This window comes from Clostridium sardiniense (assembly GCF_050584765.1).
GTDB lineage: Bacteria > Bacillota > Clostridia > Clostridiales > Clostridiaceae > Clostridium > Clostridium sardiniense_A.
Map to the genome: position 1 here is coordinate 1,221,247 of NZ_JBNOOR010000001.1, position 16,064 is coordinate 1,237,310.

14 protein-coding genes are annotated in these 16,064 nt (G+C 30.3%); all 14 read left to right on the forward strand.

Features of this window, described 5'->3' with window-relative positions; all coding sequences use genetic code 11:
- Positions 1 to 7 precede the first annotated feature (7 nt).
- The 14 genes from infB to pgsA all read left to right on the forward strand — a co-directional run bounded on the left by infB (position 8) and on the right by pgsA (position 16,040).
- Entirely contained in the window at positions 8 to 2,050 is a 2,043-nt protein-coding gene (infB, locus tag ACQPUW_RS05950; protein ID WP_430836555.1) for a translation initiation factor IF-2, read from the forward strand.
- 19 nt (positions 2,051 to 2,069) lie between these two features.
- The gene (gene rbfA, locus ACQPUW_RS05955) at positions 2,070 to 2,420 is read left to right on the forward strand and encodes a 30S ribosome-binding factor RbfA (protein ID WP_430836556.1); all 351 of its coding nucleotides are present in this window, start codon (positions 2,070 to 2,072) and stop codon (positions 2,418 to 2,420) included.
- A 1-nt stretch (position 2,421) separates the two neighbouring features.
- Positions 2,422 to 3,408 carry a DHH family phosphoesterase gene (locus ACQPUW_RS05960; RefSeq protein WP_430836557.1) on the forward strand — a complete coding sequence of 329 codons (987 nt, stop codon included), beginning with the start codon at positions 2,422 to 2,424 and terminating at the stop codon, positions 3,406 to 3,408.
- Positions 3,396 to 4,271 (forward strand): tRNA pseudouridine(55) synthase TruB, encoded by an 876-nt coding sequence (truB, locus tag ACQPUW_RS05965; protein WP_430836558.1) that lies wholly within the window; start codon positions 3,396 to 3,398, stop codon positions 4,269 to 4,271. The genes ACQPUW_RS05960 and truB overlap by 13 nt, the downstream gene beginning before the upstream one ends.
- A 22-nt stretch (positions 4,272 to 4,293) precedes the next feature.
- The gene (locus ACQPUW_RS05970) at positions 4,294 to 5,220 is read left to right on the forward strand and encodes a bifunctional riboflavin kinase/FAD synthetase (RefSeq protein ID WP_430836559.1); all 927 of its coding nucleotides are present in this window, start codon (positions 4,294 to 4,296) and stop codon (positions 5,218 to 5,220) included.
- 115 nt (positions 5,221 to 5,335) lie between these two features.
- Complete coding sequence (gene rpsO / locus ACQPUW_RS05975) at positions 5,336 to 5,599, forward strand: 30S ribosomal protein S15 (RefSeq protein WP_045725674.1); 264 nt, start codon at positions 5,336 to 5,338, stop codon at positions 5,597 to 5,599.
- Positions 5,600 to 5,677: 78 nt separating this feature from the next.
- Positions 5,678 to 7,786 (forward strand): polyribonucleotide nucleotidyltransferase, encoded by a 2,109-nt coding sequence (locus ACQPUW_RS05980; RefSeq protein WP_430836560.1) that lies wholly within the window; start codon positions 5,678 to 5,680, stop codon positions 7,784 to 7,786.
- Positions 7,787 to 7,835: 49 nt separating this feature from the next.
- The gene (locus ACQPUW_RS05985) at positions 7,836 to 9,143 is read left to right on the forward strand and encodes a M16 family metallopeptidase (RefSeq protein ID WP_430836561.1); all 1,308 of its coding nucleotides are present in this window, start codon (positions 7,836 to 7,838) and stop codon (positions 9,141 to 9,143) included.
- A gap of 68 nt (positions 9,144 to 9,211) precedes the next feature.
- Positions 9,212 to 9,502: a YlmC/YmxH family sporulation protein gene (locus ACQPUW_RS05990; RefSeq protein ID WP_204595295.1), complete on the forward strand. Its 291-nt coding sequence runs from the start codon at positions 9,212 to 9,214 to the stop codon at positions 9,500 to 9,502.
- Between the two features lie 18 nt (positions 9,503 to 9,520).
- Complete coding sequence (gene dapG / locus ACQPUW_RS05995) at positions 9,521 to 10,720, forward strand: aspartate kinase (protein ID WP_430836562.1); 1,200 nt, start codon at positions 9,521 to 9,523, stop codon at positions 10,718 to 10,720.
- Positions 10,721 to 10,808: 88 nt separating this feature from the next.
- Positions 10,809 to 11,507, forward strand: a complete 699-nt coding sequence (locus ACQPUW_RS06000) for a ClpP family protease (RefSeq protein WP_430837282.1) — start codon at positions 10,809 to 10,811, stop codon at positions 11,505 to 11,507.
- Positions 11,508 to 11,608: 101 nt separating this feature from the next.
- A complete protein-coding gene (locus ACQPUW_RS06005; protein WP_430836563.1) occupies positions 11,609 to 14,023 on the forward strand; it encodes a DNA translocase FtsK 4TM domain-containing protein in 2,415 nt (804 codons plus the stop codon).
- A 96-nt stretch (positions 14,024 to 14,119) separates the two neighbouring features.
- Positions 14,120 to 15,466 (forward strand): 30S ribosomal protein S12 methylthiotransferase RimO, encoded by a 1,347-nt coding sequence (rimO, locus tag ACQPUW_RS06010; RefSeq protein ID WP_430836564.1) that lies wholly within the window; start codon positions 14,120 to 14,122, stop codon positions 15,464 to 15,466.
- Positions 15,450 to 16,040 carry a CDP-diacylglycerol--glycerol-3-phosphate 3-phosphatidyltransferase gene (pgsA, locus tag ACQPUW_RS06015; protein ID WP_430836565.1) on the forward strand — a complete coding sequence of 197 codons (591 nt, stop codon included), beginning with the start codon at positions 15,450 to 15,452 and terminating at the stop codon, positions 16,038 to 16,040. The genes rimO and pgsA overlap by 17 nt, the downstream gene beginning before the upstream one ends.
- Positions 16,041 to 16,064: the final 24 nt, after the last annotated feature.

Below are 16,064 nucleotides of genomic sequence, written 5' to 3' on the forward strand. Positions count from 1 at the left end.
TGACTGTATGTCAAAAATTAGAGTACATGAATTAGCAAAAGAATTAGGTATAAGTTCAAAGGAACTTATTGATTTATTAATGGATGAGTTCAACATAGAAGTCAAAAATCATATGAGCGTAATAGAAGACGAAGATGCAGATCTTATAAAGGAACTTTTAAGTAATGTAGCACCTGCAGAGAATGTAGTAGAAGAATACGAAAAAATCGCAGATGAAGAAGCTAACAAAGGCGCTAAGAAAAAGAAAAAGTTTAAAAAAGGTGATGACGCTGAAGGAAATTCAGAAGATGCAGAAGCAAAAGTAATTGAAATTGGTGAAACAATAACAGTTAAGGAGTTAGCAGAAAAGCTAAACAAACCAACAGCAGATGTTATTAAAACACTTATATTCACAGGGGTTATGGCAGGTATAAATCAAGAGATAGATTTTGAAACTGCTGAAAAAGTTTGTGAGAAATATGAAGTTTTAGTAGAAAAGAAAGAAGAATCAGCTGAACTTGATGAAGTTGAAGTTGAAGAAGATAGCGAAGAAAGTCTTCAAAAGAGACCACCAATTATAACAGTAATGGGTCACGTTGACCACGGTAAGACATCTTTATTAGATGCTATAAGAAAAGCTAAGGTTACTGCAACTGAAGCAGGAGGAATAACTCAACATATAGGTGCTTACACTGTTAATGTAAATGGAGAAGAAATTACTTTCCTAGATACTCCAGGACATGAAGCTTTCACAGCTATGAGAGCTAGAGGAGCACAAATAACAGACGTAGTTATATTAGTTGTTGCTGCAGATGATGGTATAATGCCACAAACAAAAGAAGCTATAAATCACTGTAAAGCGGCAGGAGTACCTATGGTTGTTGCAATAAACAAAATTGACAGACCAAATGCAAACATTGATAGAGTTAAACAAGAATTAACAGAACATGGTTTAGTAGCAGAAGACTGGGGTGGAGATACAGTTTGTGTTCCAGTTTCAGCAAAACAAGGTGAAGGAATAGATACTTTACTTGAAATGGTACTTTTAACTTCAGAAATGTTAGAATTAAAAGCTAACCCAGATAGAAAAGCAAAAGGTACTGTAATAGAAGCTAAACTTGATAAGGGAAGAGGTCCAGTTGCAAGTTTACTTGTTCAAAATGGTACATTACATGTTGGAGATTCAATATTAGTTGGAGCAACTTACGGAAGAATAAGAGCTATGTTTGATGATACAGGTAAAAAGATAAAATCAGCAGGCCCATCAATACCAGTTGAAATATTAGGACTTTCAGAAGTACCAGCTGCAGGAGATAGATTCAATCAAGTTAAAGATGAAAAAACTGCAAGAAATATGGCTGAAATCAGAAAAGAAAAAGATAAAACTGATAGCTTAAATGCTAGACATAGAGTTTCACTTGAAGATCTATATAGCCAAATAAAAGAAGGTACTGTAAAAGAACTTGATATAGTTGTAAAAGCAGACGTTCAGGGATCAGTTGAAGCTATAAGACAATCACTTGAAAAATTATCAACAGATGATGTTAAGGTAAGAGTAATACATGGTGGTGTTGGAGCTATAACAGAAACAGATATATCATTAGCAACTGCATCAAATGCTATAGTAATAGGATTTAACGTAAGACCTGATTCAAATTCAGTTGCAGCAGCTGAAAGAGAAGGAGTAGATGTTAAGACTTATAGAATAATCTATGATGCAATAGAAGATGTTAAATCAGCTATGATAGGAATGCTTGAGCCAGAATACAAAGAAGTTATTTTAGGTAAAGCAGAAGTCAGAGAAACTTACAAAATATCAAGTGTAGGAACAATAGCTGGATGTTATGTATTAGATGGAAAAATTACAAGAAATTCAGATATAAGAATAATTAGAGATGGAATCGTAGTATTTGAATCAACTTTAGCTTCATTAAAGAGATTTAAAGATGATGCTAAGGAAGTTAGAAGCGGATATGAATGTGGTTTAAGCGTTGAGAAATTTAACGACCTTAAAGAAGGAGATATCATAGAAGCATACACTATGGAAGCCATTGTAAGAAAAGAACTTTAATTTTTAAGAGGTGATATATATGGCTAATTACAGAGGTGGAAGAATAAACGAAGAAGTTAAAAAAGTAGTAAGCGCCTTGATACAAAATGAAATAAAAGATCCAAGATTAACTGCTATGATTTCCGTAACAGGAGTTGAAGTTACTAGAGATCTAGGTTATGCTAAAATATTTGTAAGTATATTTGCAAATAGCGAAGAGGAAAAAGAAAATAACTTAAAGGCACTAAAGGGTGCAAGCAGCTTCATTAGAAGAGAAGTAGGACGTAAAGTTAAATTAAGAGTCACTCCTCAAATAATTTTTGAATTAGATGAATCAATTGATTATGGAATGAAGATTGATGGGCTAATAAGAAAAGCTAAGGAGAAGTAAAATGGCACTTAAAGATATAAAGAAAATTATCATTGAGGCTAATAAAATTGGGATTACATTTCATACTTCACCAGATGGGGATGCAATAGGAAGTGCATTAGGACTTCTTAATGGATTAAGAGAACTTGGAAAAGATGTATATATAATTTCAAAAGATAAAATTTCTGAAAATCTTGCATTTCTTCCATATTCAGAAGAAGTAACAGGAGAAACAATAGATCCTAAAGAAGGTACTGATTTAGTTATAGTACTAGACTGTGGTAATGTTGAAAGAATTTCGGCAAATCTTTCAGGGTTTTCTGGAATGGTAATTAATATAGACCACCATGTATCTAATGATAAATATGGGTTTATAAATTATGTTGATACTACAGCGGCAGCTACGGCTGAAATAGTATTTTTATTGTTAAAAGAAATGGGCTATGAATTCTCTGTCAAGGAAGAAATATTAGAGAGAATAGGAAGATGTCTTTATACTTCATTGGTTACAGACACTGGATCATTTAGACACTCTAATGTTACTAAAAGAACACATGAGATTGCGGGAATGTTAATTGGAGTTGGAGTTAATAATTCTAAGATATACAATAATTTATTTGATAATAGAAGTATAAATAAATTAAATCTTATGGGATATGCATTCCAAAATGCTAAACTTTATTTTGATGGTAAAGTTGTAGTTACAGTTTTAGATAATGATTCCCTTAAAAAATTTGATGCTGAAAAAGAAGATACATCTGATATAATTGGAAATCTTTTAAGTATTAAAACAGTTGAAGTTGCAGTTCTTTTAAAGGAAGTTGAAGAAGGCGTTAAAGCAAGTCTTAGATCAAAATATGATTTTGATGTTAGAAAGATTGCTGAGACATTTGGTGGTGGTGGACACCCAAAAGCCTCAGGACTTATGCAAAGAGGAGTTATGCTTCAAATTGCAAAAGATAATATTTTAAAAGCTATTGAAAGAGAGATAGACCTATGCAAGGAGTAATAAATATTTTTAAAAATTCTGGAATGACATCTTTTGATGTGGTTAGAAAAATTAAAAAAATTGCTCGTGAAAGAAAAGTTGGTCACACTGGGACATTAGATCCGGAAGCATTTGGAGTGCTTCCGGTATGTCTAGGTAAAGCTACTAAAATAATAGATTATATTATGACAGCGCCTAAAACATATAAAGTAATATTTTCTTTAGGTTTTAAGACAACAACATATGATCTAGAGGGGGAAGTTCTTGACAGAAAGGATATTTCTCATCTTAATGAAAATGAAATTTTAGAAGTTATTAACTCTTTCAAAGGTACATATAGTCAGATTCCACCAATGTATTCAGCACTCAAAAAAGATGGAGTTAGACTCTATGAACTAGCAAGAAAAGGCATTGAAATTGAGAGAGAAGGTAGAGATATAACAATTTTTGATATAAAAGATATTAGTATCAATCTTCCGGAAATTACAATGACAGTAACTTGCTCAAAGGGAACGTATATAAGAAGTTTGTGTTATGATATCGGAGAAAAACTTAATGTATACGGAACTATGGTTAATTTAAGAAGAACAGCTACTTCGATTTTTAAAGAAGAAGATAGTGTAAATATAGATTTGTTGACAGAAGATAATATTGAAGAATATTTAATACCTATTGAGGATGCTTTAGAGGCGTATCCTAAAACAATAATAAATAATAAATTTAGAAATCTTCTTATAAATGGAGCAAGAGTTTATGATAGAAGATTATTAAAGGATAATATTGAAAATAATATATTGTATAGGGTTTATGATGAAGACAATATTTTCATTGGTCTTGGCATTAAAGATAAAGATGGGTTTAAGTTAGAAAAGTTATTAATGTAGCTTAGGAGAAGACTAAAACGATATGAAGGTAGTGGATGGAAAAATAACTAACAAAAATGATGAGTACTATGTTGCACTTGGAAGTTTTGATGGTTTACATAAAGGACATTTATCATTAATTCATAAGTGTATAGAACTTGCAAAAGAAACTAATTCTAAAAGTATGGTATTTACATTTAGTAATCATCCAAGAACAGTTATAAATCCAAGTATAAAAATGAAGTATCTGATGGATAATATAGAAAAAGTAGATATTTTAAAAAAAGAGGGGATAGATAAAGTTGTTCTTAGAAAATTTAATAAAGAATTTATGGAACTATCACCAGAAGGTTTTATAAAAAGACTTTGCAATGACTACAATATTAAAGGCATAGTTGTTGGATTTAACTATAGATTTGGATATAAAAATTTAGGAGATACCAATCTTTTAAGAGAACTATCAACAAAGTATAACTATAGACTAGAAGTAATAGCACCTTTGTTACATGATGAAGATGTTGTAAGTAGTACTAGAATTAGAAATGCTTTGAAAGATGGAGAAATTAGTGAGGCTAATAAAATGTTAACTAGAGCTTATAGTTTAAGTGGAATAGTTGAACATGGCAGACAGATTGGAAGGACTATTGGATTCCCAACTGCAAATCTAAAATTTGGAGAAGAAAAAATCATTCCAAATACTGGTGTATACTATACAAATGTTAGATGGAAAAATAATATTTATAAAGGAATAACTTCTGTTGGAAGCAATCCAACCGTAAATGGTAAGAGGTTAACAGTTGAAACATTTATATTAGATTTTCATCAGGATATTTATGATGATGAGATAGTAGTATACTTTATAGAAAAAATTAGGAATGAAAAAAGATTTGATTCTATTGATTGTTTAAAAGAGCAATTAAAAAAGGATGAAGAATATGCGAAATCAAAAGAATTAGCTGTTATTATATAAATATTATTTACAACATTACATTGTTTTGTTATAATAATAGCGGAAACCTAGTCCTATGTTCTAAGGTGCCATCTTATTACATGGAACTAAGGGGATATTTTACGGAGGTGTAATTATGGAAAAGGCAAGAAAGCAAGAAATAATTAAAGAATTTGGAAGAAGTGAACACGATACAGGATCAGCAGAAGTTCAAATCGCATTATTAAGCGAAAGAATTAATGAATTAACTGGACATTTAAAGGTTCACAAGAAAGACCACCACTCAAGAAGAGGACTATTAATGATGGTTGGACAAAGAAGAGGTCTTTTAAATTACTTAGCAAAGCAAGATATCGAAAGATACAGAGCTATAATTAAAAAATTAGGTTTAAGAAGATAGCTTAGAGCGGTTAAAACCGCTCTATTATTTTAAAGTCGTTAGAAAAATTTGTAAATTGAAACGAAAGGAGGTCCCTTTATGAGGAACACACTTAGTACAGTAGTAGCTGGAAGAGAGATGAAAGTCGAATTTGGCGATTTTGGTATGTTATCAAATGCAGCTATATTAATGAGCTACGGCGATACTGTAATATTAACTAATGTAAATAAATCAGAAGAACCAAGAGATGGAATTGATTTCTTCCCTTTAAGCGTTGAGTATGAAGAAAGATTATACGCTGTTGGTAAGATACCTGGAGGGTTTATAAAAAGAGAAGGAAGACCATCAGAAAAAGCAATTCTTCATGGAAGAGCAGTTGACAGAACAATAAGACCGTTATTTCCTAAAGGATATAGAAATGATGTTCAAGTTGTTTGTACAGTTGTTTCAGTTGAAAAGGACAATATACCTGAAATATTAGCAATTAATGCAGCATCAATGGGATTATGTTTATCAAGTATACCATATAATATTCCAGTTGCAGGAGTTCAAGTAGGATTAATAGGTGATGAATTTATTTTAAATCCAACTTCAGAACAAAGAGAACAGAGCATACTAGATCTTACAGTTTGTTCTACAAAAGAAAAGGTTATGATGATTGAAGCTGGTGGTAATGAAATACCAGAAGAGACTATGATAGCTGCTATTGAATTTGGATTTAATTCATGTAAGCAAATAATAGCATTCCAAGAAGAAGCTATGGCTAAATTCGGTAAAGCTAAAGAAGAAGCAGTTGTATTTAAAGTAGATGAAGAAGTAGAAAAAGATGTAAAAGCTTTTGCTAGCGATATGGTAAAAGAAGCAATGTATATCATGGATAAAGATGAAAGAAATATTGCTATGGATGAAGTAAATAAAAAAGTATTTGCTGAATTCGAAGAAAAGTATGAAGGCAAATCAGGGGATATTAAAGAAATTCTTTATACAATGCAAAAAGCAGTTGTAAGAGAAATGCTTTTAAAAGATAAGAGAAGACCTGATGGAAGAGCTTTTGATCAAATAAGACAACTTGGATGTGAAGTTGGAATATTACCAAGAACTCATGGTACAGGATTATTTACAAGAGGATTAACTCAAGTAATGACAGTTGCTACTTTAGGTTCAGTTGGAGATATTCAAATTTTAGATGGTATAGATGAAGCGGAATCAAAGAGATATATGCATCATTATAATTTCCCAGCATACAGCGTTGGTGAAGTTAGACCACTTAGAGGGCCAGGAAGAAGAGAAATTGGTCACGGAGCACTTGCAGAAAGAGCACTTGAACCATTAATACCTTCAGAAGAAGAATTCCCATATACTATTAGATTAGTATCAGAAGTATTAAGTTCAAATGGATCAACATCACAAGCTTCAGTTTGTGGATCAACATTAGCATTATTAGATGCTGGAGTTCCAATAAAGAGACCAGCTGCAGGTATTGCAATGGGACTTATAACATCAGAGGATTTAACTGAAGAAGAAGTATTAACAGATATTCAAGGAATAGAAGATTTCTTTGGAGATATGGACTTTAAGGTTGCAGGAACTGAAAAAGGTATTACTTCAATACAGGTTGATACAAAACTTAAAGGATTAAGTTTCAATGTTGTTAATACTGCAATAAAAAATGCAAGAAAAGCTAGAATGGTAATTTTAGATAAGATAAATGAGTGTATAGCAGAACCAAGACAAGATGTTTCAAAGTATGCACCAAAGACATCAATAATTAAAATTGATCCAGAAAAGATAAGAGATGTTATAGGAGCCGGTGGAAAGGTTATTAATAAAATAATCGAAGATACTGGAGTTAAGATAGACATAAAAGAGGATGGAACTGTATTTGTATCTTCTGTAGATCATGAAGGTGTAAATGAAGCTTTAAAGATAATCGAAGGATTAACAAAGGTAGTTAAAGCCGGAGAGGTTTATCTAGGAAAAGTAACTAAAATAGCTACATTTGGAGCTTTTGTAGAAATTCTTCCTAATAAAGAAGGATTAGTTCATATTTCAAAACTTGATAAGAATAGAGTAAATAAAGTTGAAGATATAGTTTCAGTTGGAGATGAAATTCTTGTTAAAGTAACAGAAATTGATAATCAAGGCAGAATAAATCTTTCAAGAAAAGATGCATTACAAGATAATGAAGAAGAAAAAGAAGATAAGTAATACTAAAAGGGCAATGTTATTGCCTTTTTTTTACTAAGAGGAGGCTTTTATGCATAAGATTTTTACACTAGAAAATGGGCTTAGAATTGTAATAGAAAAACTAGATGGGGTTAATTCGGTTAGTGTAGGAGTAATGATTCAAAATGGATCAAGAAATGAGAGTGAAAAGCTAAATGGTATCTCTCATTTTATTGAGCATATGTTTTTTAAAGGTACCTATAAAAGAACAGCAAAAGAAATAGCAGAAGAAATTGAAAATGTTGGTGGCCAAATAAATGCATTTACTAGCAAAGAAGCTACTTGTTATTATATAAAAACCCTTAGTACACATTTGGATATTTCATTAGATGTATTATCAGATATGCTTTTAAATTCAAAATTTGATGAGAATGATATTGAAAAGGAAAAGGGCGTAGTAATTGAAGAAATAAATATGAGTGAAGATAATCCAGAAGATGTTTTAGATAATATTCATTCAAAAGCTTCATTTGAAGATAATTCTCTTGCATATCCAATATTAGGAACTATCGATAAAATTAAGAGTTTAAAAAGAGAAGATATAATTAATTTTATAAATGAGAAGTATACTCCGTATAATTCAGTTATATCTATCTGCGGTAAATTTGATGAAGAAGAGATTATTAATTTGGTAGAGAAATTTTTTGGTAAATGGAAGAGTAAAGAAAAATATACACCTATTTATGAAGGAACTGATATTAAGGAGAATTCAATTTTTCTTAAAAAAGAGATTGAACAATTACATATTGATTTAGGACTTCAGGGATTACCATTTGGTGATGATAGAGGATATGCATTAGTTCTTCTTAATAATATTTTAGGCGGAGGAGCCTCATCTATTTTATTTCAAAAGGTCCGTGAAGAGCTAGGTCTTTGTTATGTAATATATTCTTATATACAGCCGTTTCAAAATGCTGGCTTAATAAACATATATGTTGGATTAAGTAAAGAATATGCAGATAAAGCCCTAGAGGTTATAAAAAGAGAACTTGAGAAATTTGTAGAAGATGGAATAACTGAAGAGCAGCTTAGAATAAATAAAGAAAAAATAAAAGCAAATTATATATTAGGATTAGAAAGTACCAGCTCAAAAATGTTTGCTAATGCAAAATCTTTATTGCTTAGAAATAAGATTAGAACAGAAGAGGAAGTTATTGAAAAAATAGATAATATAAGCAAAGAAGATATAGATTATGTTCTAAAAAATTGTTTCGGAAAAGGTGTTTTAAATACTTCTTATGTTGGAAGTGAAATTGATAAGGATTACTTAGATTCTTTTATATATAAATCAGAAGAAGCCTATGATAATTCTAGAAAATCAACTAAAAGTAAGTTATAATATTAGAGGTAATATATCTCTTCCCTAACTCATATATATATTTATGAATGTTAGGGAGGGATTATTGTATGTATGTGCAAGGCGATAAAAATATAAAATATCTTAGTGAACTTGAAAGATATGAGCTTATAAATATTAATGATGGGGAAAAGTATGATTATCTTCAAAACAATGACTTAGTAATTGATGATGAAGGAAATATAAAGTATCTTCTTATAGATGCATCTTCTTCTAAATTTAGTATTTTTGGTGGGGCTAGAGAGATATTAGAAATTGACTGGAGCGCAGTACAGAAAGTTGGGGCTAAAACGATAATACTAGACGCCGATGAAAATAGCATAAAGAGGGCAAAGGTATGAATCTAAGGGGGAAAAATTATGAAAATTGTAGTACAAAAGTTTGGTGGCACATCTGTATCTACAAAAGAGAGAAGACAAAAAGTAGTTGAAAAAGTTAAAAGTGCCATTGATGAAGGGTATTCTCCTGTAGTAGTAGTTTCCGCTATGGGAAGAAGTGGAGATCCTTATGCAACAGATACACTTTTATCATTAGTTGGAGATAAGTTTAAAAGCACAAATAAACTAGCATCAGACCTTTTAATGTGTTGTGGTGAACTTATAAGCTCAGTAGTTATGAGTAATGAATTATTTGATGCTGGAATTGATGCCATTCCATTAACTGGAGGACAGGCTGGTATTAAAACTGATAATGTATTTACAAATGCAAAACATTTAGATGTTGATCCAAAGCAAATATTAGACTTTGTATCAAAAGGAAGAGTACCAGTTATTACCGGATTCCAAGGAATGAGTGAAGATGGATTTTTCACAACTCTTGGAAGAGGAGGTAGCGATACTAGTGCAGCTATATTAGGAGTTGCATTAGAAGCTGAACAAATAGAAATTTATACCGATGTAGATGGTATAATGACAGCTGATCCAAGAATAGTAAAAGATGCATCATTAATAAATGTAATAAGTTATAATGAAGTATTCCAATTAGCGGAGCAAGGTGCAAAAGTTATTCATCCAAGAGCTGTTGACATAGCTATGAAGAGTAACGTACCATTATTTATTAAAAATACAATGAGCGATGCTAAAGGAACATTAATTAATAATAATGGAGATCTTAATAATGGTAAGATAATTACTGGTATTACTCATCAAAATGATAGAATACAAGTGAAAATTAAAGCAAAAGAAAATTTAAATAATCCAAAATACAAGGATTTATTAAGCTTACTTGCGGCTAATAAAATAAGTTTGGATTTAATAAATATATTCCCAGAACAGCAAATTTTCACAATTGGAGAAAATAAGAAGAAAGAGCTTGAAAAAATATTAAATGCTATAAACATAAAATATTCATTAACAGAGAACTGTAGTCAATTAGCCGTAATAGGATCACGAATGGCTGGTATACCAGGGGTTATTGCTAAGATAGTTCGATCATTAAATGAAAATAATATTGAAGTTTTACAAACAGCAGATTCTCACATGACTATATGGTGTTTAATACATTCAGATAATGTGGCAGAAGCTATAAATGCGCTACATAAATCATTTGAACTATCATAATAACAAAATTTAATATTTATATAAGCATAAAGTATAAAAAAATTCCTCTTGTACAAAATAAAAGTGTATAGGAGGAATGTTTATGAATATGAATTTTTTTAAAAGTGAAAATGAAAATGATAATAATGAAAAATTAGATAAAAATAGTGAATCAATCAAAGAGTTTGGAAATATGGGTGTAGTAAATCCGAATGAAAGAATTAGAGTGTTACCAATTATCGGACAGGTAGAAGGACACGTAGTTTCTCCAGCTCAAACTAAAGCAACTAAGTACGAACACGTAATACCACAGCTTATTGAAATGGAGCAAAATGAAAATGTTAAGGGTGTACTAATTGTATTGAACACTGTTGGAGGAGATGTTGAAGCAGGCCTTGGAATTGCAGAAATGATAAATTCTTTATCAAAGCCAACTGTTTCTATAGTTATAGGAGGAGGCCATTCTATTGGAGTGCCACTTGCAACATCAGCAAAATATTCGTTTATAACTCCATCTGCAACAATGATAGTTCATCCTATTAGAATGAATGGGTTTATAATCGGAGTCTCTCAAACTTTTGAGTATCTAAAAAAGATGCAAGAGAGAATCAATGAATTTATAGTTAGAACTTCTGATATAAAGAAGGAGGAACTAGAAAAACTTTTAAGACAGCAGGGCGATTTATTAAATGATGTAGGAACTATTTTAATTGGCAATCAAGCAGTTGAGTGTGGATTAATAAATGAAGTTGGTGGACTAAAAGAAGCTATTTCAAAGTTAAATACATTTATAGATAAAAATGAGTAAGTTATTAGGATCAGCTGTAAATATTTTATAGCTGATTTTATTATGTTTATAAAAGGAATTTTATTATATATGTAGAAAGTAATAAAGTGGGGTGATTATTTTTGAGCAGAACTAAAAAAGCAAGTAAGAATAAGAAAAATAATAATAATAAAAATACAGATATACTTGGAATAGTATATATTTCAGTAGGAATACTTTTATCAGTTGCAATATATACAGATTTTGTAGGAATATTATCAGCAATATCTCAAAAGTTATCTCATTTTCTAGTAGGTATTGGAGCATATATAATCCCTATTTATTTATTATATTTGGGATATGAATATATAAAATCTAAAGGTAGTATTAAGCTAAATAAAAATTTCTATGGAGTAACTATATACGCCATTATATTAATATTAATATTTTCAACAATATATCTTCAAAGTATAGATAATGTTACTTCTTTTGGACAAGGTATAGAGGATATTTTAAGTATGAAATCAATATTAAATGGAGGAGTTTTAGGATATCTAATATCATATCCATTATTTAAATTTGTAGGAACGGTAGGTTCTTATATCATTTATATAGCACTTATTATAATAGCAACTATACTTACATTTGATATTACATTATATGATGTTGGCGTAACTGTGAAGAATAAGAGCAGTGAAATAAAAAAATCTAGAAAGAGAAGAGAACCACAAGTTAAAGATAGAAACAATGATATAGATGATACATTTATTAAAGTGGTTAAGAAGGATGAAGGTAAGAATGTAGATAAAAAAGAATTTTTAAATGGTGTAAATAACAAGATTAAAATTTTAGACTTTATGAAGAATTCTTCTCTTGATGATGAAGATACTATATATGAAGATGAGCCATATAAAAATAATGAAGAAATAGTTGAGGAAATAGAACCTAAGGAGCATCAAGAAAAAATTGATACTTTCTTAAAAGATTCAAATAAGATAGATAATACGTATAAAAAAGAAAAGTTAGATAATTCAGTGAAAGATGTAGTACATGATGAAATCGAAACTAGTATACAAGAAGGAAAAGAAGAAGGGATGAAGTCTGAATATGTTCATCCGGATACATCTTTACTTAATATAAATAGTGGAACTAAATTAAATAGTAATGATAAACAAGAACTTATTGAAAGTGCAAATAAATTATCAGAAACATTAGGAAGCTTTGGAGTTGATGCTAAAGTTACTCAAGTAACAAAAGGACCTTCAGTTACTAGATTTGAACTTCAACCAAGTCCAGGAGTAAAGGTAAGTAAAATTGTAAATTTATCTGATGATATAGCTTTAGGGCTTGCTGCATCTGGAGTTAGAATAGAGGCGCCTATACCAGGTAAGGCGGCTGTTGGAATAGAAGTCCCAAATAGAGAACAAACTCCAGTATTTTTAAGAGAAGTATTAGAATCAGATGAATTTTTAAATACTAATAAGAAGTTAGCATTTTCACTAGGAAAAGATATAGGAGGTCAATGTGTTGTAGGGGATTTAAGTAAAATGCCACATACATTAATTGCAGGTGCCACAGGATCAGGAAAGAGTGTATGTATAAATACATTAATAATAAGTTTACTTTATAAATACTCTCCAGATGAAGTTAAACTTCTAATGGTTGACCCAAAGGTTGTTGAATTGAGTGTATACAATGGAATACCTCATCTATTGATACCAGTTGTTACAGATCCAAAGAAGGCAGCCGGAGCATTAAATTGGGCTGTAAATGAAATGACAAGAAGATATAAATTATTTGCAGATTCAGGAGCAAGAAATATTGATTCTTACAATTCTCTTTATGCTAAAGGAACAATTGAAGAGAAGCTTCCTTATATAGTTATCATAGTAGATGAACTTGCTGATCTTATGATGGTATGTCCAAATGATGTTGAAGATTATATAGGAAGATTAGCACAGATGGCAAGAGCAGCAGGTATGCATCTAGTAATTGCAACTCAAAGACCTTCAGTAGACGTAATAACTGGTGTAATTAAAGCAAATATACCATCTAGAATATCTTTTGCTGTTTCATCTCAAATAGATTCAAGGACAATATTAGATAGTGGTGGAGCAGAAAAACTTTTAGGAAGAGGGGATATGCTTTATTATCCTGTTGGAGAAAGTAAACCACTTAGAGTTCAAGGGTGCTTTATATCAGAAGAAGAAGTTGAAAAAGTAGTTGAATTTATAAAAGATGGAGAAAGTGAGGCTATATATAAAGAAGAAATTATAGAGCATATAAATAATGAGGCAGAAGCATCAAATTCTAATATGCAAGGAGATGATGTAGATGACCTTTTAGAAGAAGCTATAAATATAGTTGTTGATTATGGGCAAGCGTCTACATCATTTTTACAAAGAAGACTTAGAATTGGTTTTAATAGAGCATCAAGAATAATGGATGATCTAGAAGCTAGGGGGGTAATATCTCCTAAAGATGGCAGTAGACCAAGGCAAGTATTAATATCTAAGGATGATTTGACAGCAGTAGATTGCAGTGATAATAACATTTAATGAGGACAAGGAAATTTTATCTTGTAATAGCATAGAAACAGTTATAAAATAGTTAGGTATAAAAGTATTTTTTTAAAACATAGGAGGAAAAAAGTTTTGGCAAAATATAAAGTAGGAATGGTTAGCTTAGGTTGCGATAAAAATAGAGTAGACTCTGAGATTATGCTTGGAGTTATGAATAAAGAATATGAAATAACAAATAATCCAAAAGAGGCAGATATAATTATAGTTAATACCTGTGGTTTTATTGAAAAGGCAAAACAAGAATCAATTGATACTATCTTAGAGATGGCGGATTATAAGACTAAGCACAATTGCAAATTATTAATTGCAACTGGTTGTTTAACTCAAAGATATGGAAAAGAGCTTCAAGAGTTAATGCCTGAAATAGACATAATGCTTGGGGTGAATGATTATAATAAAATAGATAAGTTAATTAGAGAATTTATAACAAAAGAAAATATGGAAGATAAATTTACAGAAGTAAACTATTCAGATGATAATATAAATGAAGGTGAAAGAGTACTCACAACAGATAAAAGTACTGCATATTTAAGAATTGCTGAAGGATGTAATAATTTCTGTACTTATTGTATAATACCTAAGATAAGAGGTAAATTTAGAAGTAGAGAAATGGAAAGCATATTAAAAGAGGCAGAAGGATTAGCTAAAAAAGGTGTTAAAGAACTAATATTAATAGCTCAAGATACCACTCTTTATGGAAGTGATTTATATGGAAAGAAAAGTCTTCATATACTTTTAAATAAGCTATCAAAAATTGATGGCATAGAATGGATTAGAGTATTATATTGTTATCCAGAAGAGATATATGATGAGCTTATAACAGAAATGGCTACAAATGATAAAGTATTAAAATACTTAGATTTACCAATACAACACATAAGCAATAACATATTAAAACTTATGGGAAGAAAGACAACAAAAGAAGATATAATAAATAAAATTGATAAACTAAGAAGAGAGATACCGCAAATAGCACTTAGAACTTCTCTTATAGTAGGGTTTCCAAATGAAACAGAGGACGACTTTAATGAGCTTAAAGAATTCTTAAAAGAATATAAGCTTGAAAAGGTTGGAGTATTTAAATATTCAAGAGAAGAAGGAACACCAGCTGCTATTATGGATATGCAAATAGATGAAGAAATAAAAGAAATAAGAGAAAAAGAGCTTATGTTAATCCAAAGTGAAATTTCAAAGGAAATAAATAGTTTGAAAATAGGTAATATATATGATATCCTTGTTGAAGGATATAATGGTGAATACTACTATGGAAGAAATTATGAAATGGCACCTGAGATAGATGGAAATGTATTCTTTACAAAGCATTGTCCTGTAGATAAAGGAGATATTGTTGAAGTTAGAATAGAAAAGAATACAGAGTATGATTTAATAGGAGTTGGTATGTGTGAATCTTGCAAATAAATTAACATTACTAAGAATGATCTTAGTACCAATTTTTTTGATATTTATTGCAGTTAAAGGAATACCATATGGTACTTTTGTAGCAACATTTATATTTGTTATTGCTTCAATAACAGATAAACTTGATGGATATATTGCAAGAAGTAGAAATCAAATAACTAATTTTGGTAAATTCATGGATCCTTTAGCAGATAAATTATTAGTTACGGCTGCATTAGTTTCACTTGTAGAATATGGGGTTGTTCCAAGTTGGGCAGCTATAATAATTATTGCGAGAGAATTTGCAGTTTCAGGACTTAGGACCCTAGCGGCAGCAGAAGGTAAGGTTATTGCAGCCAGCTGGTGGGGGAAAATTAAAACTGTTATACAAATAGTAGCTATAATATTACTTTTAATAGAAATAAATATAACACAAAGCACAAGTTTATATAATGCTGTTATAAACAGTAATTTTTTAACTAGTTTCTTTAAGTATATTCCAAGTTTAGCATTAAATATAGCAGTTGTTATAACTATAATATCAGGATATGATTACTTTAGAAAAAATAAAAATGTAATAACAATGAATAAGTAAAATGATTAGAAAATAATAAATATG